Source organism: Pseudomonas sp. BAY1663 (genome assembly GCF_000582595.1).
Classification (GTDB): Bacteria; Pseudomonadota; Gammaproteobacteria; order Pseudomonadales; family Pseudomonadaceae; genus Stutzerimonas; species Stutzerimonas stutzeri_AF.
Genome location: NZ_AZSV01000050.1, coordinates 15,442 through 34,018, shown reverse-complemented (window position 1 = coordinate 34,018; position 18,577 = coordinate 15,442). Strand labels below are relative to the sequence as shown.

Sequence of the window (18,577 nt, the reverse complement as noted above, 5' to 3'; positions counted from 1 at the left end):
CGGAGCGACGCCCACCTGGCCTGCGGCCACTTCCTCGCGCTCAGCGACCATCCGCGCCAGCAGTGGAACGACCTCTGGCTGCTCAACGACGTGATCCACGAAGGCCGCCAGCCGCAAGTGCTGGAAGAGTCGACGCCCAGCGATACCCAGCCAGACGACGGCTTCCAGCAAGGCTACCGCAACCGCTTCCTCGCCACGCCCTGGGACATCCCCTACCGCCCGCCCCTGAAACACCCGAAACCGAAAATCCTCGGCAGCCAGACCGCCGTGGTCACCGGCCCGGCCGGCGAGGAAATCCACTGCGACCCGTACGGCCGCGTGAAGGTGCACTTCCACTGGGATAGAGAGCACTGGGACCGCGAAGGCGCACGCGACGACAAGAGCAGTTGCTGGCTGCGCGTCTCCAGCAACTGGGCCGGCGACCGCTACGGCGGCGTCGCCATCCCGCGGGTGGGCATGGAAGTGCTGGTCACCTTCCTCGAAGGCGACCCCGACCAGCCACTGGTCACCGGCTGCCTCTATCACGCCGAGCATGTCGCACCCTATGAGCTGCCGGCGCACAAGACCCGATCGGTGTTCAAGACCCTCAGCTCGCCGGGCGGCGACGGCTACAACGAACTGCGCATCGAGGACCGCAAGGGTGCCGAGCAGATCTACCTCCATGCCCAGCGCGACTGGGACCAGAACATCGAGCACGACCAGAAGATCCGCGTTGGCCACGAACGCCACGACCGCGTGGAAGCCAACAGCTACAGCGAATTTCAGGCCGAGGAACACCGCACCACCCACGGCGACCGCAAAACGGAAGTCAGGGCCAGCGACCATCTGACGGTGGGCCGCGACCAGCACATCCGGATCGGCAGCGGGCAGTTCGTCGAGGCGGTCCAGGAAATCCACTACTACGCCGGCCACAAGGTGGTGATCGACGCCGGTACGGAACTCACCGCCGCAGCCGGCGGCAGCTTCCTCAAGCTCGATCCGGGCGGCGTGACGCTGAACGGTGCGGCGATCAAGATGAATTCCGGCGGCACGCCGGGCAAGGGCTCGGGGGCAAAACCGATCCTGCCGGGGCTGGTACAACCTGCAGATGCGGATAAGGCCGGGATGCCTCTGGAAGCCCTGGCCAAGCAACGCCGTGTTTTCCTGCAGGCCACCAGCGGCATCTGCGAGGTCTGTGAGGCAGCCAAGCAGGCCAGGGAGGCGAAATGATGGACACAGGCTTCCTACTGTTCGATGGCGCATCGCGCAAACAGGCACTGGCCTGGCTCTGCCAGACCTTCCCCGAACACAGCCCCCTCCCACTCTTGCTGGGCACGCCCTATTCGTCTCTCGCAGAGATCGGTCCCATTCTGCTGAACGCGAATGCAGGCAGCGCCCTGCATGATGCCTGGTATCAGGGCGGCTCCGAACTGCAACACGCCGTCTGGCTGAAGAGCGACTTCGCCCTGCATGATCTGCGCGCTACCCTGCAGCGCCGTCTACGCATCCTCTCCCCCGACGGCAGGGAGTTCTGGTTGCGCTTGGCCGATGGCCGGCCGCTGCGCAATGCCTGGCGGGCCGATGCCCAATGGCCCGTGGGGTTCTGGCATGGCGTCCGGGAGGTCTGGCTGCACGATGGCGGTACACCCTTGCTGGCCTGGAGCAACCCCTCTCCCGAGCGGGACGAGACCATTGCCAGTGAACCCCTGGCGGCGCAAATCACTCTGGACTGGCCACTGCTGGAAGCATTGGCACACAGCGAGACCACTTTGCAGGAAGCAACCGCATGAACCAACCCGCGACTCGCCCCGACCGCCTGCAACCCGCTGCCTGCCCTTTGCTGGCGGCGGTGCTGCCCGTTCGCTACGCCATCGGCCCCATCGATCCGCGCAATCCATCCAGCCTGGATGCCGCGGCCCTGGGCTTGCCCGAAATCCAGGGGCTGTTCCCCGACCTGGGGCCGGATCATCCCCAACTGCAGGAGCGCCCGCTCGGTTATGTGCCGCGCATGCTGCGCGATGGCTGGCTCTATGTCTGGGAAGACGGCCTGCAGGAGCTGAGCGAATACCGGGTCGAAGCATCCATGCTCACCCCTACCGCGCGGGGTGGGCGTTCCCGGGATAACAGCGCCATGGCCTACCTCATGCTGGAAGCCGGCGCACCGGCAGCCCTGGCCTGGTCGCCGGTCGAGTGGAGCGCGGATACCTTCGCCGGAGCCGAGCAAAGGGCCGAGACACGCCAGCGCCTGATGCGTCCGCTGGTTCCCGGAGCAGCCCCCTTCAGCGGGATGGTCGAGACCCTGCATTCGCAGATCGGCGACGTGAAGTCGGAAAATTACCGCTGGAGCTGTGCCCGCGAATCCAAGTACTGGCTGCTGGAAGAGCCACCGCTGAAACGCATGCGGCGCTGCGAGCAACAACACTTCGCGCTGTTGGACGATCCCTGGGGTGTGCTGTTCGACCTCGCCGCCCTGCTGCGCACGCGCAACCAGGCCTTCGACAAACTCAATCGGCACAAGGCCGATGAGTGGTCCATTGCCGCCGTGGTCAAGTCCGTCAGCGATGGCGACAAGGACATCCGCGACCGCTTGGCCTCGATGGTCGACGTGCCAAGCCTGCAACGTGTGCTGCAGGAACAGGAGCGCGAGCAGGAAACCTTGGACGCGGACCGACGCCGCCTGGCCGAACTCTGGGCGGCCTGGTTCGCGACCCTGGGCGGCAGCACGCCCGCCGATCTGGAGACGGCCTGCGAACACTTCGACATCACCCGACTCGATCAGCGCGACCTGCTCGAGGCCAGCTTCGCCGCTGCCTGCCTCGGCCCCGCCGCCACCCCACCCGGCGTCCAGGCCATCGAAGAGGCCCTCGATCCGGATCGCGTCAAAGGCCAGCCCTGGCTGCTCTGGGCACTACTGGGTTTGCTGCAGAAGCCCCGCCCGGGTGAACTGAAGCAGTTGCTGAATATTCCGGAAGGCGTGTCCGAAGTCGCGGCCGACGCGAGCGCGGCTGCGGCTCGCCTGGCTCGCGCAACGGCTCTGAGCCTGGCCCTGAATCACGGGGCGGATGGCCTGCAGGGGCTCGCACCGGTAGGCGGTGGCGAACCCTTGTTCGCGGCCGTGTCGCCCATTCTCGCCGGCCGGCTGCGCACCCTGGCCGAGCAGATTCATCCGCTGGCCTACAACCTGATGGTCGCCATGCTGGTGCGTAGCCAGCAACGCATGGAAGTAGAGAAACTGCGGCCCGTGGATGCCCTGCGCTGGCTCAGCGAGCAGATGGGCCAGGCTCATAACAAGGGGCAGCGGCGCAGCATCGGCAAACGCATCGAGCAGATCGAGCGCGAACAGGCGCGTACCGCTCGCACCGCCCCCGGCACGGCCCCCAGCAAAAGCCCGACGGCGACCCAGGTCGAGGACGCCATTCCGCATCTTCACCTGGTGCCCGCCCCGCAACCCGCGCCCCCTCATTCCCAGCCGGGCTATGGCAGTGACCTGCCACGCGCGATGCCTGGCAAACCGGCACCGGTGCTGCCCCCGCTTAGCGGCGAGGCGGCCAAGCTGGAGCTGCCGCGCAATATCGGCCAGTTGCTGGACGAGGCGCCGCTTAAGACGCTGATTGCGCTGGTGGCGGTGTGGAACTTGGGCCAGACCGGGCACACCCTGTTATCCGATAGGTCTTCAAAGAACCAGGTGTCACTCCTCAGCGCGTCTATGGCCACACTGACAGCCGGTACAGCAATTTTGCAGCAACTAGCCGAGACTCGCTGGGAGCAGCAAGTGGCTCAGGCCGGTCATGTCGACCCTGCTGCTCGCAAGCTTCTGGCCGATGCGCTGGGACTGGCCTCGTTCGCCATGCTCTTTCAGGCCATTACCGCCGGCATCGACGTATTCTATTTCGGCTGGCATGCGCTGGAGGCCTTCCGCGCGGGTGATCTGGACACGGCCGCGGTCAGCATGAGCCTGGCCGGCGCCAACCTGGCTACGCCCGCGTATCGCTACAGGCCATGCGCGCCCTGCGTATCGCCCGCGCCGCGGCGCTGGCCGGCGAGGCGGAGGCCCTGGTCACCGGCATCCGCGTGCTATCGCTGCCGCTACGCCTGAGCCTGGTAGGGCTGACCGTCACCCTCTTTATCGGGCTGGTCTCGCTGATCTACACCCAGGACACCCCGCTGGAGCAATGGATCAAGCAGACCCGCTTCGGCATTCGTCCAGCGGATTGGTCCGGCGACTTCGCCGCCACCATGCGCGCCTTTTACCAGATCGTATTGCCCGTAAGCCTGAAGCTTGAGCGCTGGAACGATATCGACCCACGCAGCGGCCGGTGGGTCAACGAACTGCGCCTGGTGCTGCGCCTGCCCGGCCAGCGCGAATACCGCCAGGGCATGGTCAGCTTCGACGGGCACGAGGAATGGCAGCGCTCGACCGGCCTGCTCGGCTCCGCCACGCGCTGCGTGCCACTGGTCTGGGGCGAAGACGACCCCATTCCTTTCGATCTGGATATCGGCAGCCACGTGGTGCCGGAAGCTGATGGCAGCGTGCGCCTGCGCCGCGCCTACCACGAGGATGTCGAGGACCTAGCGGCCATTCGCGGCAGCCTGACCTACCAACCCATCGAAGGCTCTACCTGCCGCCCATCGATATCGACCTGAGCTAAGCCATGACCGTCGCCACCAACCACCCCTTCGCCCAGCGCCTGGCCCAGGTGCCTGACAGCCGTCTGCTCCAGGCCGATAAGCCGACCGGGACACCGCTGATATGCATGCCCGAAGTGGAGGAGCAGACCGAGCACTACCTGGCTATCGAGCATGGCGATAGCGCGGACAGGGGAATGCTGACTGGTGCACTAGGGGGGGGCTCGGGCTCTTTCTCTTAGTCATGGCGCTGATCGCACTTCTGAGTGGAAATACCGAGGGCATGGCTCAAGCACTTCTAGTTGCATTCGCAGGCACCGTGACTCCGTTCATATGGGAAGTCCTGCGTCCTATGCCCCTTCCCATCCTGCTTAACCGCCGCACCCGCGAGCTGTATTTCGAGCAGGACGACGAGCTGTACCACACGCCCTGGGATGGTATCGCCGCAGCCGCCTACACCTATGGCACCGTTGGTCCCTATACCGCCGGCATGCGCCACGCGGCACTCGAAACCCTGCTGCATCGCTACGGCCACCCCGAAGAGCAGGTGCTGCTCAACCTCGGCTCGCCCATCGGCAAGAGCCTGGACATGCAGCTGGGCTTCTGGGAATACCTGCGCGCCTATATGGACAACGGCCCTTGGTTCGACGAGCACGGCCAGCACAGCGATTCGCCTGAGTTCAGCCAGAGCTTGCAGGAAGTGCGCAATAGCAAGGGGCAGTCGGTGCGACTGTACTGGGGGCTGATCAAGGACGAATACCGGGCCAATAAGGGCCGAAACTTTCTCAGTTATGGCGACTTTATGCTGCTGTTCGGCAGCATGTTGCTGCTGCCCGTCCGTGCCCTGCAAAACTTCACCTACGCCATCGCCAAGCGCCGCTCGCGCAGCCAGTGGCCGCAGCTGATTCGTGAGCGCCTGCGCGCCGATGGCCCGACCAGCCGGCTGGCCGATTTAGAGCAAGAGCACGGTTCGACATGACAGGGCGACCCAATAGCCTCGGCTAGTCGCATGAACCGCCCCGAAGCTCGCACTAGCTCCCCACGGCGTGCAAAGCCGCGCCGCAGTGCCATACTGCAGCTGTCATGGAAGGCACCAGGCCGGACGAAGCAGCCATCTGCGCTCCTCCAGCCCTTAAAGGCGACGGCCTGCTCGTGCACCGGGATATGTCCAGCCACGATCAGAGGTGAAACACCATGAGCAAGGGAATGGATGCGAAGAAGAATGCCAAGAAGAAGCCGCTGAAAACCGCGCAGGAAAAACGTATGGCCAAGCGCGACAAGAAGCACGGCACCACGACGTTGCTCGGGGCTCACGCTGCCCCCCGCCAGCTGACGCGCCATCGTGACGCCCCGCCCGAACCGATTGGCGCGGGGCGTCTCGCTGTAAAGCTCAAGCCAGGCGCAGCCGCAGCCATCCGTACAGCCAGCCGCCCCAGACGTTGACCACCAGCCCCAGCATCACCAGCAGCGCACCGGCCAGTTGCAGCGGGCCCAGCCGCTCGCCCAGCAGCAACGCCGATGAGCTCAGCCCCACCACCGGCACCAGCAGGGAAAAAGGCGCCACCTGGCTGGCCGGGTAGCGCGACAGCAGGCGGCTCCACAGGCCATAACCGAGCAGGGTCGCGCCGAACGCCAGATAGACCAGTACCAGCAGGGTGTCCACACCGAGCCCGCGCAGGGCGAGCTCTATGGCGGTGGGACCTTCCAGCCACAACGACAGCGCCAGGAACGGCAGCGGCGGCACCAAGCTACCCCATACCACCAGGCCGACCAAGTTCACCTTGCCGAACTTGCGCGTGACGATGTTGCCCAGCGCCCACATCGAGGCGGCACCCAGGGTCAGCACGAAGCCGGCCAGGGTCATGCCGCGATCGGCCTGCGTACCGATCAGCACCAGCCCCGCCGCAGCCACCAGCAGCCCCAGCAGATTGGCCCGGCGCAGATGCTCGCCGAGAAACAGCACAGCGAAGAACAGGGTGAAGAAGGCTTGCGACTGCAGCACCAGCGAAGCCAGGCCGGCGGGCATGCCGACCTTCATCGCCGAAAACAGGAAGGCGAACTGCCCCAGCGAAATGGTCAGCCCATAGGCCAATAGCCAGCGCAGCGGCACCTGCGGCCGCTTGACGAAGAAGACCGCCGGCACCGCCGCCAGCATGAAGCGCAGCGCCCCGAGCAACATGGGCGGTACGTCGTGCAGGCCGACCATGATCACGACGAAATTGAGGCCCCAGACGACGATGACGACCAGCGCGAGCAGCAGATCCCTGGGTGACATAACGACGCATCCCTCGGTGGCAAGACGACCATTAGAGCCACGTGGAGGGCCGGCCGGTCCATACAGTGGGCCGCAAATTGGCCGATACAGTCCGCTCGGAACGACGATCGTCCCTTCATCGCCGACAGAACAGACGAAACCTCGGCAGACCCGATAGAATCGCCGACCGGTTCAACCATCAGACGAGTACGAACATGGGCGCACAGTGGAAAGCGAAACATAAGGAAGCCGCGGCGAATGCCAAGGGCAGGATCTTCGGCAAGCTGTCGAAGGAAATCATGATCGCCGCCCGCAGCGGTCCCGACCCGGACATGAATCCACGCCTGCGCCTGGTGGTCGAACAGGCCAAGAAGGCCTCCATGCCCAAGGACACCCTGGAGCGCGCCATCAAGAAAGGTGCCGGCCTGAGCGGCGAGGTGGTCCACTACGAGCGGACCCTCTACGAGGGTTTCGCCCCGCACCAGGTGCCGCTGATCGTCGAGTGCCTGACCGACAACCTTAACCGCACAGTGGCGGAGATCCGTGTGTTGTTCCGCAAGGGCCAGCTGGGTTCGTCCGGCTCGGTGAGCTGGGACTTCGACCATGTCGCATGATCGAGGCGAGCCCCACGGGCGATGCCGACGCCGAAGTGGCCGCCATCGAAGCCGGAGCCCAGGATTTCGAGCCCGCCGAAGACGGCGCCACGCTGTTCATCACCGAGCCGACCGACCTCGACGCGGTGTGCAAGGCACTGCCGGAATTCGGCTTCAGCGTGCAGTCGGCACAGCTGGGCTACCGTCCGAAGAACCCGGTAAACCTGTCCGGCGCGGAACTGGAGGAAGTCGAGGCCTTCCTCGAGGCCATCGATGCCCATGACGACGTGCAGAACGTCTATGTCGGCCTGGCCGGCTGAATCTCGGCGTCTATAGTTGTGTCGAGAAAGGCACCCGACGAGCAGGTGAACGATGAGCAACGACAAGCCCACCACGCCCTATAGCCAGCGCGAGCAGGGCTACCGGGAAAAAGCGCTGAAGATGTACCCATGGATCTGCGGGCGTTGCGCGCGGGAGTTCTCGGGCAAGCGCCTCAGCGAGCTGACGGTCCACCACAAGGACCACAACCACGACAACAACCCGGAGGACGGCTCCAACTGGGAGCTGCTTTGCCTGTACTGCCACGACAACGAGCATTCCCGCTATACCGACAACCAGTACCAGGCCGAAGCCCGGCCTGGTAGCGATCTGGGGCCGAAGGAAACCTTCAAGCCTTCGCCAACCTGGCCGACCTGCTCAAGGGCAAGCAGGGCTGACCAGGCATCGCGCATTGCGGCCGCTTACTTGACCAGCAGAACCGGGACCGATACCTCGTGGATCACCCGGTTCGCCACCGAGCCCAACAGCAGCCCGGTGAAGCTGCCAAGGCCGCGAGTACCCATCACCACGGTGTCGCAACCCAGGCGTTTGACCGCATCGTTGATCTGCTCGGCGACGTTGCCCAGTACCGAGTGCGTTTCATAGGTGAGGCCACTGCCCTGCAGCATTGTCGCTGCCTCGGCGAGGACGCCCTGTGCCTTGGTCTCCAGGCCCTTGTTGAGTTCGTCGATCATCGCTGCGGTGACATATTCGCCGTAGATGATCGGCTCGTGCTGCGCATTGAGCACGTGGACGTCCATTGCCAGCCCGGCATCACGGGCGAAATCGATGACATATTGCAGGGCCCGCTTGGCGTTTTCCGACCCATCGAATGCAACCAGAACTTTGCGCATGTTCCATCTCCGTCATTGTGTCGTTTCAGCATAGACCAGCTCGCAGTCGCCGCGGGTGCTGCCCGCCCTTGTCTTGAGCTGGTCGAGCGAGCATCATTTCGCCCCCGCAGGCGCCCGCCTGCCCCACTCTGGATCAGGAGGCGCGCCAGGATGACCGTCAACGAAACGCCCGCATTCGGTACAGCTGACGCCTCGTTCCAGGCGGCCGGAGGCCAAGAGGGGCTGGAGCGTCTGGTGGCGGAATTCTATCGGGTGATGGACGAAGACCCGCGAGCTGCGACGATACGGCGCATGTACCCCGAGCAACTGGAACTGGCCCGCGAGAAGCTCGCCAGTTTTCTCAGCGGCTGGCTGGGTGGGCCGCGCCGCTACGCCGAGAAGTACGGCAGCATCCATATTCCGCAGTTTCATACCCGCTGGAGCGTCGGCGAAGCCGAGCGGGATGCATGGCTGTATTGCATGCAACAGGCCATCGCCCGGCAGCCCTACTCCGCCGAGTTCGCCGAATACCTGCTGCGCCAGTTGAAAGTACCCGCCGAGCGCATCCGCATGGTGCAGTCCATGTGTCCTGCGCAAGGCCACCAGGCTGATCAGCCGCCGCTCAGCACTTCCCAGGCTCTACCGGCCCTTCGACGAGCTGGAACAGCGGGTGCGGTAGCGGGCAGTCTTCGGCCTGCAGCGCGTCGAGCAACGCTGGCTGGCGCACCGCCAGTTTGGCCATCAGGTGCGTGCGCTCGTACTCCAGCTGCCCACGGGTAACCGTCATCGGCTCGAGCCTGGTGGCGATACCGATTTTCTGCGCATCGAAGCGATAGCCACGCCGCAGCGCTTCGGCATGCACGGTCTGCAGGTAGCCCGCGACCTGGGCGGCTGGTTCGACGCATTGCGCAAAGCGCCGCAGCTGCGGATGCCGCCGGTAGCCGCGGGTCTGCCCGCACAGCACCGCCTGCGCCAGCAGCCCCTCGCGCCAGAGCGCGACCAGCCCCTTGGCATCGAGATAGCGTGGATGCAATGACCACAGGCGCATGCGTCGCCCTCCTCTTTTCCGGTATTTGGCTGTCCATCCAGAACCGACCGATGTCGTCTGCGTCAAAAATAGCAACACAGCATGGCGCTCCAGAGGCAGGTGCAGCATGAAGATCCGCTTCGCCTCCATCAACCAGCAGAAGATCCGCGAAGTCCGGGAGATTCTCGAACCCAGCGGCATCGAGGTCCTGCCCTTCCCGATACGCATCGAAGAACTGCGCACCGAAGACCTGCAACAACTGGTCAGCGACAAGCTGCTGGCTGCGTTCAAGCTGATCGGCAAACCGGTGTTCGTCGAGCATACCGGGCTGTTCATCAACAGCCTCAACGGTTTTCCCGGCGGCCTGACCCAGATCTTCTGGGACCGGTTGCAACCCGAACGGTTCTCCGAGCTGATCAGCCGGCTGGATGACCCGACAGCCGAGGCGAAGACGCTGATCGGCTATTGCGACGGGCGCAAGCGGCACTTCTTCGAAGGGGTGGTCGCCGGCAGGATTTCGCCGAAGCCGACCGGCCACGGTGGCTTCGAATGGGATGATGTGTTCATTCCCGACGGACAGAGCCGCACGTTCGCCGAACTCGGCGAACAGAAGAACGGCCTGTCCATGCGCAGACATGCCCTCGATGCCTTCGTCAGCTTCCTCAGGGAGCCCTGAACGGCCATGGACCTGCTGAAAGATGCCTACCGCAACAATCGCCTGATCCTCTTCGTCGGCTCCGGCGTGTCCGCCAATATCGGGCTGCCGCCCTGGAAGGAGCTGATCGACGAAATCGCCACGCAGCTTGGGTACGATCCGGAAGTGTTCAATACCTATGGCAATTTTCTCGCCCTGGCCGAGTACTACCGGATCAAGAAGGGCAATATCGGCCCGTTGCGCAGCTGGATGGACCGCGAATGGCACAGGGACATCGAGATACGCGACTCGGAGATTCACCGCCTGATCGTCCATGGCCGTTTCCCGGCCATCTACACCACCAATTACGACCGTTGGCTGGAATACGCGCACGACGCCTATGGCGTCGAGTACGTGAAGATCGCCAACGCCAGCGACCTGACCAAGGCCCACGACGGCATGCGGCAGATCGTCAAGTTCCATGGCGATTTCGACGACGACGCCTCGATCGTGCTGGACGAAACCAGCTACTACCAGCGACTGCAGTTCGAGACACCGCTGGATATCAAACTGCGTGCCGATACGCTGAGCAAGGCCGTACTGTTCATTGGCTACAGCCTTTCGGATACCAACATCCGTCTACTTTTCCACAAGCTGTCGAAAATATGGAACGAACATGAAGCGCTCGGCGTCCGGCCTATTTCCTACGTGTTCTCGCACAAACCGAATCCGGTGCAGGAAGAAGTTCTCAGCCAATGGGGCATCCGTATGATCGCTTCGGAAGACGACGAACCCGGGCTGGCGCTGAAGAACTTTCTTCAGCAACTGGTGGAAGGCTGAGCTATAGAAAAACAACACGCATCGCTTCCATCCCCATGCAGGTAGATGAAACAAGCGAAGCCATATCAAACAAGCGAAACGATAAAGGCGGAAGTTCCGAGCGATGCGGCACGATACCAATACGGCATCGCGCCGCGTGCCGCATCAGTAGTTGAAGCCGATACCGATGCTATAGAGGAATACACCGTCATCGTAACGGTCCTGGGCGTCACTGCCACTTTTGAACAGGAACTGATATTCGGCCATTGCGGTAATGAACGTCTTGTCCTGAACCCAGTATTTGAGTCCCACTTCCGGCCCCGCCATGAACGTGTCGTCCACCCGGTCGCCATAGACCCCGCCAACGCTGGCGCCAATGAAGGGACGGGCATTGCCGGTGCCGAAGTGATAGTCGTAGAACACCCGTGTCGATCCGTCGAACTTGGTACTTTCATCCTCCGCATCACGCACGTTTATGGTTTGCCGGACACCCCACAGGGATGACTCGGAAAGGTATTTACCCCAGCTACCCTGAACGGAGAACACAGTATCGTCGAAGTCCTTGTCACTGCTTCCTGCACCACCCAAGGTAATTTCACGATCTCCGGTCATGGGAGCTGCGCCCGCAACGGCCGGAAACATGGCTGCGACCATCAGGGAAGTTTTCAAGAATCGGTTCATGACGGCACCTCTTGTTCTGCTTGTTGGATTTACGCAAACACCAGAACGCACTGCGTACATTGAGCCAAGCATGCAAACCGAATCTTTTCCTCGACAAATCGACGAATGACACATATTCAACAAAAAACCGAAGAGAATCCTCTAATCGAATGATTAGGCTTGAGTTATGTATCTGGAATCATTTTGATATTAACCAAAGCGAGCGAGCCCCCCTAACAAACAAGCGAAACGCTGGCATTATTCAAATCCGGTTCTTAGTGACTGTTTCCGATCTTCAAAAATTGGCGTCTCGCATTGCGCCTTTACTTTCCCGCTGGTGCATGGAGTTCGTCTGGATCATCGAAACGATCACTCAATGTCAGATAGAGCCACACCGGCACCAGCGCCATCCCCAGCACGATGCAGCTCCAGGCCGGCCAGGACTCGCCATCCGGGTGTGGGAACAGCAAGCGGCCCATACCGAACAGCAGTGCGTAAAGGGACAGTGCAGTGATCGCCACGGCGAGCAGCCGACGACCAAGCGCCTTCAACGAAGCACTCGGCGCCACACCACAACGCGCGGCGGTGCGCCCCCAGAAGCCGAACGGACGAACGCGCCGGTAGAACCGGTCGAGGGTTCGCTCGTCGGTCGCTGGCGTGACGAAACTGACCAGGATCGCCGCCGTGCAGGTCACCAGTGACATGATGCCCAGGCGTATCCACTCCTGGTCCGGCCCGGTGCCGAGCATATGCAGCAGCAATGGTGCCGTAACCAGCGACGCCGCCATGGCGGCCAGCTCGGAGTAGAGATTGATCCGCTCCCACAACCAGCGCAGCACCAGCACCGAGCCCATTCCCGCACCGAACAGCAGGGAAACGAACCAGGCCGTCTGGATCGAACCCAGGTTGGCCATGATGAACATGGCGATCAGCAAGATCAGCACATTGGACAAGCGCGCCACCCACACCAGCTCCTCGTTCCTGGGCTTGCGCTTGAGCAGCCTGGGCGCCACGACGCCGGCATACACATCGTTGCTCCAGTAGGACGCCCCCCAATTGAGGTGGGTATCCACCGTCGAGGCCAGCGCCGCCAGCAACCCGATCAGCATCAACCCCCGCGCTCCAGGCGGTAGCAAGGCATCGATACCGGTAACGAACAGCGCCTCGCGCGCGGCGGTGAAGCCGGCACTGCCAGCTTCTTCCGGACTGAACGGATAAAGCACCAGCAGGCCGATGGCGATCGCCAGCCACAGCAGGCTGCGCAGGAGGACCTGCACCCAGGTGAAGACCAGGCCGGCGATCCGCGCCTGGCGGTCCGTGGGGCAAGCCATGCAGCGCTGAGCCAGGTAACCGGTACCGTCGGCATTCATCTGGAACAACCACTGCAGGCCAACGATGAGCAGAAAAGGCATGAGGCATCGCCGACACCGCTCGGGGCGAAGGACAACAGCTGGTCCGCCCGCTGGGCACCGTACAGTTCGACGAGCCGGTCGGTCAGGCCTGCCAGCCCGCCAGCGGCATCGACCACGAACCAGGCGTAGGCCAGGGTCCCCAGCATCGCCACGCTCAACTGCAGCACATCGGTCTGTACCACGGCCCGCAGCCCTCCGGTGATCGAATACATCCCCGTGAACGCCAGGATCAGCACGATCGAGATCAGGTTGTTGGTGGTGGCGGTCGCCCGGTCGAGCCCACCGATGCTCTCGCCCAGGCGAAGACCGCTGGCCTCCACCACACCGAGAATGACCTGGTAGAAGCTGCTGGGCAGCCAGATGTGCCAGGGCAGGAACACTTCCGCGATGCGGATCGCCGCCACCAGCACCATCGCCAGCACTACGCAGTTGATTACCGTGCCGTAGTAGAGCGCCTTGAACAGGCGCAGCGGTACGACGGCCGGACCGCTGTAGCGCACCCGCGTCAGTTCGGCATCGGTGAGTACACCGGCACGACGCCAACCGGAAGCGAAGACCCAGGCCAGCACCAGAAAGGCCAGCCCGTATATCCACAATCGCCACAAGGCGAATACGCCGGCGGTGGCCACCAACCCGCTGACCAGCAACGGCGTATCGGCGGCGAACTGGGTGGCGGCCATCGAGACTCCGGCGCGCCAGCCCTTGATCGTCCGCCCGGCGAGAAAGTATTCGTACAGGCTCTGCGAAGCCTTGCCGCGCGCCCGCATACCGGCGCAAAGCCCGTAGAGGACGAAGGCCAGTACCATCAGTAGATCCAGCATCCTGTCATCCCGGTCGTTGTTGCGATGAGCCCCTTGAATGCCATGTGCGGGCGAGAACACGCCGATTTCGGCGCTGCACAACAGACGCTAGACTATTCGGCCCCGAGAACGACCGAACGACATGCCAGCCCTCGACTATCAGCCGCTCCCCTCGCCGCTGGTCCCCTTGCTGATCAGGTTCTACCGCAGCCACAACAGCCGTAACCGCGTGCACCCGGATGCGAAATGCTGGGTCGCCCGGCGCAGCGAGATTCATGCCGGGCTCTGCCTGACACCCGTCGAGCAGGGGCATTTCCTGACCGGCTTGCTGGTGGCTCCGCCAGAGCGGAACCGGGGAATCGGTGCCCGGCTGGTTCGTGAAGCCCTGGCCTCGGTCGAAGGGCCGGTCTGGCTGTTCTGCCAGCCACGGCTGCGGGAGTTCTATGCCAGGCTGGGCTTCTTTCCCACCGAGCGGTTACCGGAAACCCTGGCCGACCGCCTGGCCCGCTACCAGCGAACCAAGACACTGATCGCCCTGCTCAACGACCGCCGGATGCCCTCCATGCCCAGACCGACCCTGACTATCGCCATTGCCTGCCTGTTCGACGAGAGCGGACGCATCCTGGTCGTGCGCAAGCGCGGCAGCCGCTTCTTCATGCTGCCCGGCGGCAAGGCGGAAACGGGCGAAAGCCCACTGCAAACGCTCATGCGGGAACTCGACGAGGAGCTGCACCTGCGCCTTGGCGAAGGCGACTTCGAGCCGTTGGGACATTATCAGGCGCCCGCCGCCAACGAGCCGGGGCACTGGGTGCAGGCCGACGTGTTCATGGCGCGGCTCCCCCACGCCGTGCATGCTCAGGCGGAACTCGAGGAACTGGATTGGCTGGAGCTGAACACTCCGACACGCGATGACCTGGCACCGCTGCTGCGCGAGCGGATCATGCCCGCACTGCTGGAGCGTACCGCGCCCCACTGTGCAAGCGACCACGCGCAACGGTAGAAGCGCTCAAGGCGAGATCGGGTCGCTGGCGGGAAAAGTCTCTTCCAGCGCCTCGTCGAGCTGATCCTCGTCGGCGTCTTCGGGGCGCCGGACCACATCGTCCCGATCTTCGGCCGGCTGGCCGTTCTGCTCTTTGCCGCTCATTCGCTGTGCTCCCGCTGGATGGCTGTGGGAACTTAGGCCATGAACGTGCATTGCGGTTCAACGAGCACTTTGCTGCGGGCAAAAAAAGGGGCGGGAGTTGATCCCCGCCCGCCTCCTTCCATGCTCCTTTACGTCCTGCTCATCGTCCTGATGACATCGCCTCCAGCAATGGTTCCTGACCCTCATCCATGAAGGCCTGTACTTGTCCTTAAGTACGAGCGCGATATTAATGATCCCGACGACTGCGGCAACCGGGGGGAAATCCACAGCGTCGGATTTTCATCGACCATCGCCAAAAATAACTCATTTAAAATCAAGAAGTTATATTTACATACATGGATGATCGGGCGATTCGATCGGCCTTTTCACATACTTTTCTTACAGGCTTTGTAAGCAAATGCTTACAAGGGATGGAGACAAACCGGAAAAACAGCTATCCGGGCATTAGCTCGATGGGCTGAAGGCCGCCAGGGCGGCAGCGGTTGGACAACGTACAGGGCCGAGGGGGCGCAAACCGCCCTCGGCCCGACGGGATCAGAACGGCGCGCCCTTCCGGGCCTGGCACGGCCAGGCCGCAAGCGCTACTGGAACAAGGCGTCGCTCGACAGCCCATTGCGCTCCAGGATTTCCCGCAGGCGTCGAAGCGCTTCCACCTGAATCTGCCGGACGCGCTCGCGAGTCAATCCGATCTCCTGGCCAACTTCTTCCAGGGTGCACGCCTCATGGCCCCGCAGGCCGAAGCGGCGAATGACCACTTCCCGCTGCTTCTCGGTGAGATCGGACAACCATTGATCGATACTCGCCGAAAGATCGTCATCGAGCAGCAATTCGCAGGGATCGGTCGGTTTTTCGTCGGTCAGGGTGTCGAGCAGGGTCTTGTCGGTATCCGGCCCGAGGGAGACGTCCACCGAAGTCACCCGCTCGTTCAGGCCGAGCATGCGCTTGACTTCCCCCACCGGCTTTTCCAGCAGGTTGGCGATCTCTTCCGGGCTGGGCTCGTGATCGAGCTTCTGCGTCAACTCACGCGCAGCGCGCAGGTAGACGTTCAATTCCTTGACCACATGGATCGGCAGGCGAATCGTGCGGGTCTGGTTCATGATCGCCCGTTCGATGGTCTGGCGAATCCACCAGGTGGCATAGGTGGAAAAACGGAAGCCACGCTCGGGATCGAACTTCTCCACCGCACGAATCAGGCCGAGGTTGCCTTCCTCGACCAGATCGAGCAGCGACAGACCGCGGTTGACGTAGCGCCGTGCGATCTTCACCACCAGGCGCAGGTTGCTCTCGATCATGCGCTTGCGCCCCGCCGGATCACCCTTTTGTGCCAGGCGGGCGAAGTGCACTTCTTCTTCGGGAGTCAGGAGGGGGGAGAAACCGATTTCGTTGAGGTACAACTGGGTCGCGTCGAGCGCCCGGTTGTAGTCGATGAACTTGTGTTGTTTGGCCTTGCCAGCAGCCGAGGGCCGGTGCGTATCGCTGGCGCGGTCGAATGCTGTGGCCGGTTCCATGAGCAGAACCGCATCGTCGACGTCAAACTCCAGCGCTTCTTTTTCGAGTGCCATTTATTGTTGTCCTGTTCTGAGTTCGACAACAGGCTCGGGCAGCACGCAATCCTTGGCAATACTCGAGCCCATCCCAGTGCCGGAACAGGCGGGCGTCAGGTCAACGTCTCGGCAGATATTGCAGGGGGTCTACGGGTTTTCCCTGGCGACGAATTTCGAAATGCAGCTTCACCCGGTCGGTTCCCGTCGATCCCATCTCGGCAATGCCTTGCCCAGCCTTGACTTGTTGGCCCTCCCGCACCAGCAGCCTGCGGTTGTGACCGTAGGCGCTTACATAGGTATCGCTGTGCTTGATGATTACAAGTTCGCCGTAACCCCGTAATCCACTACCGGCGTACACAACAGTCCCATCAGAAGCAGCTAAGACAGGCTGTCCTAATTCCCCGGCGATATCAATTCCTTTATTCAAACTGCCGTTTGAGGAAAAACGCCCGATGATCGTGCCGTTCGCCGGCCATGCCCAGCCGCTTGCCGAGCGGGTGACCGGCGTCACCGGCGTGGTCGCCGGCTGGCTGGGTGCGGTGCTGATGCTGGGTTGCCGTGGCACCGGGGTGGCGACCACCACAGGCGTCGAAGGCGCGGGTTTCGGTGCTGCCGGCGCCGGGGCGACAGGGCGCGGTGCGGTGGCGACGGAAGGTGCTGCACGTCCGTCGAAGCTGATCCGCTGGCCAGGATAGATGACGTGCGGCGGCCGGATGCCATTCACCCGGGCCAGCTCACGCCAGTCCCAGCCGAAGCGGAAGGCGATCGACCAGAGCGTATCGCCACGGCGGACGATGTAATGGCCGCTGGTGACACGGTCGCGATTGTTGCGATCGACGACCTGCACGCCCCCCGGCGGAGCGGATGCGCAACCGAGAAGCGTCGAGCCGATCAGCATGACGCCCAGGAACGAACGGACCAGAGGATCGCGAATCCACCGCTGAATGGCTGTGAGCCTCAATGCCCGCTCCCTTTCATAAAAAGTCCGTTCAGACGCTTTCCGCCACCGGCTGACGCCGACCGGCGAACCACTCGAGGCCGAGCACCAGCACGATACCGCCGATAGCCAACAGGATAGCTATCAGCAACTGGGGATCATGCCCGGTTAGGTCGCCGTAGGTGGCGGGCAGCAGGTTCTGCTGCAGCAGAGGGGTCCGTTCGCCGTGCGAGTTGGTCTGCCAGGTGAGGGTTTCCTTCCAGGGCCAGACCTTGTTCAGCGAGCCGAGCATGAGCCCGGTGAGGAACGCCAGGGTCAGGTCGCGCCAGTGCTTGAGCATCCAGCTGAGCAGCTTGGCGAAACTCAGCAGGCCGAGCAGGCAGCCGGCGGCGAAGGTCATCAGCACGCCGACGTCGAGATTCTTGACCGCGCCCAGCACCACCGGATAGAGCCCCAGCAATACCAGGATGAAGCTGCCGGAAATCCCCGGCAGGATCATCGCGCAGATCGCGATGGCACCGGCCAGGAACAGGCTCAGCCCACCGCTGCTCCACTGCATGGGCGCGGCCACGGTGATCCAGTAGGCGAAGCCGATGCCCAGGCAGAAACTGAGGATTCGCGACAGGTTGCGGCGCTGGATTTCCTTGCCGACCAGATGCACCGAGACCAGGATCAGGCCGAAAAAGAACGACCATACCGGGATCGGATGATGCTCCAGCAGATAGGTTATTAGCCTGGCCAGGGTGAAGACGCTGGTGAGGATGCCCGCGAAGAGAACCAGCAGGAAGGTCGCGTTGGCGGTCTTCCAGGCCTCGGCAACGCGGCCGCGCAGCAGCGGAGCGACGGCATAGGGCACCGCGCTGATCGAGCGCAGCAGCTCGTCATAGATACCGGTGATGAAGGCTACCGTGCCGCCCGACACGCCGGGCACCACATCCGCCGCCCCCATGGCCATACCCTTGGCATACAACAACAAAGCGCTCTTCATGTTTCCTTC

General features: G+C 63.1%; 18 protein-coding genes and 4 pseudogenes. 13 read left to right on the top strand and 9 right to left on the bottom strand.

What is annotated here, in order from left to right:
- The 7 genes from tssI to BAY1663_RS23925 form a co-directional block, all read left to right on the top strand.
- On the top strand, positions 1 to 1,209 hold a 1,209-nt coding region (gene tssI, locus BAY1663_RS14580), incomplete at its 5' end, for a type VI secretion system tip protein TssI/VgrG (RefSeq protein ID WP_037042090.1).
- Positions 1,206 to 1,769 (top strand): DUF4123 domain-containing protein, encoded by a 564-nt coding sequence (locus tag BAY1663_RS14575; protein WP_256206797.1) that lies wholly within the window; start codon positions 1,206 to 1,208, stop codon positions 1,767 to 1,769. The genes tssI and BAY1663_RS14575, both read left to right, overlap by 4 nt.
- Positions 1,766 to 4,075, top strand: coding sequence for a toxin VasX (locus tag BAY1663_RS14570; RefSeq protein ID WP_051497154.1), 2,310 nt, complete (start codon positions 1,766 to 1,768; stop codon positions 4,073 to 4,075). Before BAY1663_RS14575 ends, BAY1663_RS14570 begins: the two co-directional genes overlap by 4 nt.
- On the top strand, positions 3,979 to 4,623 hold the full coding sequence (locus BAY1663_RS23060) for a hypothetical protein (RefSeq protein ID WP_051497153.1): 645 nt from the start codon (positions 3,979 to 3,981) through the stop codon (positions 4,621 to 4,623). The genes BAY1663_RS14570 and BAY1663_RS23060 overlap by 97 nt, the downstream gene beginning before the upstream one ends.
- Positions 4,624 to 4,631: 8 nt before the next feature.
- Positions 4,632 to 4,847 (top strand): hypothetical protein, encoded by a 216-nt coding sequence (locus tag BAY1663_RS14565; protein ID WP_037042089.1) that lies wholly within the window; start codon positions 4,632 to 4,634, stop codon positions 4,845 to 4,847.
- 110 nt (positions 4,848 to 4,957) lie between these two features.
- Positions 4,958 to 5,584, top strand: coding sequence for a hypothetical protein (locus BAY1663_RS14560; protein ID WP_037042088.1), 627 nt, complete (start codon positions 4,958 to 4,960; stop codon positions 5,582 to 5,584).
- A gap of 215 nt (positions 5,585 to 5,799) precedes the next feature.
- Entirely contained in the window at positions 5,800 to 6,048 is a 249-nt protein-coding gene (locus tag BAY1663_RS23925; protein ID WP_128576304.1) for a hypothetical protein, read from the top strand.
- Here the strand turns inward: BAY1663_RS23925 and BAY1663_RS14555 are convergent.
- The gene (locus tag BAY1663_RS14555) at positions 5,996 to 6,880 is read right to left on the bottom strand and encodes an EamA family transporter (RefSeq protein WP_037042087.1); all 885 of its coding nucleotides are present in this window, start codon (positions 6,878 to 6,880) and stop codon (positions 5,996 to 5,998) included. The genes BAY1663_RS23925 and BAY1663_RS14555 overlap by 53 nt on opposite strands.
- A gap of 194 nt (positions 6,881 to 7,074) precedes the next feature.
- On the opposite strand from BAY1663_RS14555, the pseudogene BAY1663_RS14550 reads away from it, so the two are divergent.
- Both BAY1663_RS14550 and BAY1663_RS23920 read left to right on the top strand, forming a co-directional pair.
- A pseudogene (locus BAY1663_RS14550) lies at positions 7,075 to 7,772 on the top strand (YebC/PmpR family DNA-binding transcriptional regulator).
- A 52-nt stretch (positions 7,773 to 7,824) separates the two neighbouring features.
- Positions 7,825 to 8,168, top strand: a pseudogene (locus BAY1663_RS23920) (YajD family HNH nuclease).
- Positions 8,169 to 8,192: 24 nt separating this feature from the next.
- Here BAY1663_RS23920 and BAY1663_RS14545 read toward each other — a convergent pair.
- Positions 8,193 to 8,624, bottom strand: coding sequence for a universal stress protein (locus tag BAY1663_RS14545; protein WP_037042086.1), 432 nt, complete (start codon positions 8,622 to 8,624; stop codon positions 8,193 to 8,195).
- Between the two features lie 150 nt (positions 8,625 to 8,774).
- Here BAY1663_RS14545 and BAY1663_RS23915 point away from each other — a divergent pair.
- Positions 8,775 to 9,209: pseudogene (locus BAY1663_RS23915) on the top strand (group II truncated hemoglobin); the annotation flags it as partial.
- 16 nt (positions 9,210 to 9,225) lie between these two features.
- Here the strand turns inward: BAY1663_RS23915 and BAY1663_RS14540 are convergent.
- The gene (locus BAY1663_RS14540; protein WP_037042085.1) at positions 9,226 to 9,651 is read right to left on the bottom strand and encodes a pyrimidine dimer DNA glycosylase/endonuclease V; all 426 of its coding nucleotides are present in this window, start codon (positions 9,649 to 9,651) and stop codon (positions 9,226 to 9,228) included.
- 106 nt (positions 9,652 to 9,757) lie between these two features.
- On the opposite strand from BAY1663_RS14540, the gene BAY1663_RS14535 reads away from it, so the two are divergent.
- Positions 9,758 to 10,306 carry a non-canonical purine NTP pyrophosphatase gene (locus tag BAY1663_RS14535; protein ID WP_037042083.1) on the top strand — a complete coding sequence of 183 codons (549 nt, stop codon included), beginning with the start codon at positions 9,758 to 9,760 and terminating at the stop codon, positions 10,304 to 10,306.
- Between the two features lie 6 nt (positions 10,307 to 10,312).
- Entirely contained in the window at positions 10,313 to 11,104 is a 792-nt protein-coding gene (locus BAY1663_RS14530; RefSeq protein ID WP_037042081.1) for an SIR2 family protein, read from the top strand.
- Between the two features lie 144 nt (positions 11,105 to 11,248).
- On the opposite strand, the gene BAY1663_RS14525 is transcribed toward BAY1663_RS14530, so the two are convergent.
- Both BAY1663_RS14525 and BAY1663_RS14520 read right to left on the bottom strand, forming a co-directional pair.
- Entirely contained in the window at positions 11,249 to 11,764 is a 516-nt protein-coding gene (locus BAY1663_RS14525; RefSeq protein ID WP_037042072.1) for a hypothetical protein, read from the bottom strand.
- 302 nt (positions 11,765 to 12,066) lie between these two features.
- Positions 12,067 to 13,976: pseudogene (locus tag BAY1663_RS14520) on the bottom strand (sodium:solute symporter family protein).
- Positions 13,977 to 14,097: 121 nt separating this feature from the next.
- Between BAY1663_RS14520 and BAY1663_RS14515 the strand changes: the two are divergent.
- Positions 14,098 to 14,955, top strand: coding sequence for a GNAT family N-acetyltransferase (locus BAY1663_RS14515; protein WP_037042070.1), 858 nt, complete (start codon positions 14,098 to 14,100; stop codon positions 14,953 to 14,955).
- Between the two features lie 6 nt (positions 14,956 to 14,961).
- Here BAY1663_RS14515 and BAY1663_RS24490 read toward each other — a convergent pair whose 3' ends face one another.
- The 4 genes from BAY1663_RS24490 to BAY1663_RS14495 form a co-directional block, all read right to left on the bottom strand.
- Positions 14,962 to 15,099, bottom strand: a complete 138-nt coding sequence (locus BAY1663_RS24490) for a hypothetical protein (RefSeq protein ID WP_164838461.1) — start codon at positions 15,097 to 15,099, stop codon at positions 14,962 to 14,964.
- 581 nt (positions 15,100 to 15,680) lie between these two features.
- A complete protein-coding gene (rpoS, locus tag BAY1663_RS14510) occupies positions 15,681 to 16,661 on the bottom strand; it encodes an RNA polymerase sigma factor RpoS (RefSeq protein WP_037042068.1) in 981 nt (326 codons plus the stop codon).
- A 100-nt stretch (positions 16,662 to 16,761) separates the two neighbouring features.
- The gene (locus tag BAY1663_RS23910) at positions 16,762 to 17,604 is read right to left on the bottom strand and encodes a peptidoglycan DD-metalloendopeptidase family protein (protein ID WP_371257627.1); all 843 of its coding nucleotides are present in this window, start codon (positions 17,602 to 17,604) and stop codon (positions 16,762 to 16,764) included.
- A gap of 28 nt (positions 17,605 to 17,632) precedes the next feature.
- Positions 17,633 to 18,568, bottom strand: coding sequence for a DUF368 domain-containing protein (locus BAY1663_RS14495; RefSeq protein ID WP_037042062.1), 936 nt, complete (start codon positions 18,566 to 18,568; stop codon positions 17,633 to 17,635).
- Positions 18,569 to 18,577: the final 9 nt, after the last annotated feature.

What these genes read in the sequence shown, in the direction of transcription:
- BAY1663_RS14575 (WP_256206797.1), top strand. Translation starts at nt 1,206, where the DNA reads ATGATGGACACAGGCTTCCTACTGTTCGATGGCGCATCGCGCAAACAG.
- BAY1663_RS14570 (WP_051497154.1), top strand. Translation starts at nt 1,766, where the DNA reads ATGAACCAACCCGCGACTCGCCCCGACCGCCTGCAACCCGCTGCCTGC.
- BAY1663_RS23060 (WP_051497153.1), top strand. Translation starts at nt 3,979, where the DNA reads ATGCGCGCCCTGCGTATCGCCCGCGCCGCGGCGCTGGCCGGCGAGGCG.
- BAY1663_RS14565 (WP_037042089.1), top strand. Translation starts at nt 4,632, where the DNA reads ATGACCGTCGCCACCAACCACCCCTTCGCCCAGCGCCTGGCCCAGGTG.
- BAY1663_RS14560 (WP_037042088.1), top strand. Translation starts at nt 4,958, where the DNA reads ATGCCCCTTCCCATCCTGCTTAACCGCCGCACCCGCGAGCTGTATTTC.
- BAY1663_RS23925 (WP_128576304.1), top strand. Translation starts at nt 5,800, where the DNA reads ATGAGCAAGGGAATGGATGCGAAGAAGAATGCCAAGAAGAAGCCGCTG.
- BAY1663_RS14555 (WP_037042087.1), bottom strand. Translation starts at nt 6,880, where the DNA reads ATGTCACCCAGGGATCTGCTGCTCGCGCTGGTCGTCATCGTCGTCTGG.
- BAY1663_RS14545 (WP_037042086.1), bottom strand. Translation starts at nt 8,624, where the DNA reads ATGCGCAAAGTTCTGGTTGCATTCGATGGGTCGGAAAACGCCAAGCGG.
- BAY1663_RS14540 (WP_037042085.1), bottom strand. Translation starts at nt 9,651, where the DNA reads ATGCGCCTGTGGTCATTGCATCCACGCTATCTCGATGCCAAGGGGCTG.
- BAY1663_RS14535 (WP_037042083.1), top strand. Translation starts at nt 9,758, where the DNA reads ATGAAGATCCGCTTCGCCTCCATCAACCAGCAGAAGATCCGCGAAGTC.
- BAY1663_RS14530 (WP_037042081.1), top strand. Translation starts at nt 10,313, where the DNA reads ATGGACCTGCTGAAAGATGCCTACCGCAACAATCGCCTGATCCTCTTC.
- BAY1663_RS14525 (WP_037042072.1), bottom strand. Translation starts at nt 11,764, where the DNA reads ATGAACCGATTCTTGAAAACTTCCCTGATGGTCGCAGCCATGTTTCCG.
- BAY1663_RS14515 (WP_037042070.1), top strand. Translation starts at nt 14,098, where the DNA reads ATGCCAGCCCTCGACTATCAGCCGCTCCCCTCGCCGCTGGTCCCCTTG.
- BAY1663_RS24490 (WP_164838461.1), bottom strand. Translation starts at nt 15,099, where the DNA reads ATGAGCGGCAAAGAGCAGAACGGCCAGCCGGCCGAAGATCGGGACGAT.
- rpoS (WP_037042068.1), bottom strand. Translation starts at nt 16,661, where the DNA reads ATGGCACTCGAAAAAGAAGCGCTGGAGTTTGACGTCGACGATGCGGTT.
- BAY1663_RS14495 (WP_037042062.1), bottom strand. Translation starts at nt 18,568, where the DNA reads ATGAAGAGCGCTTTGTTGTTGTATGCCAAGGGTATGGCCATGGGGGCG.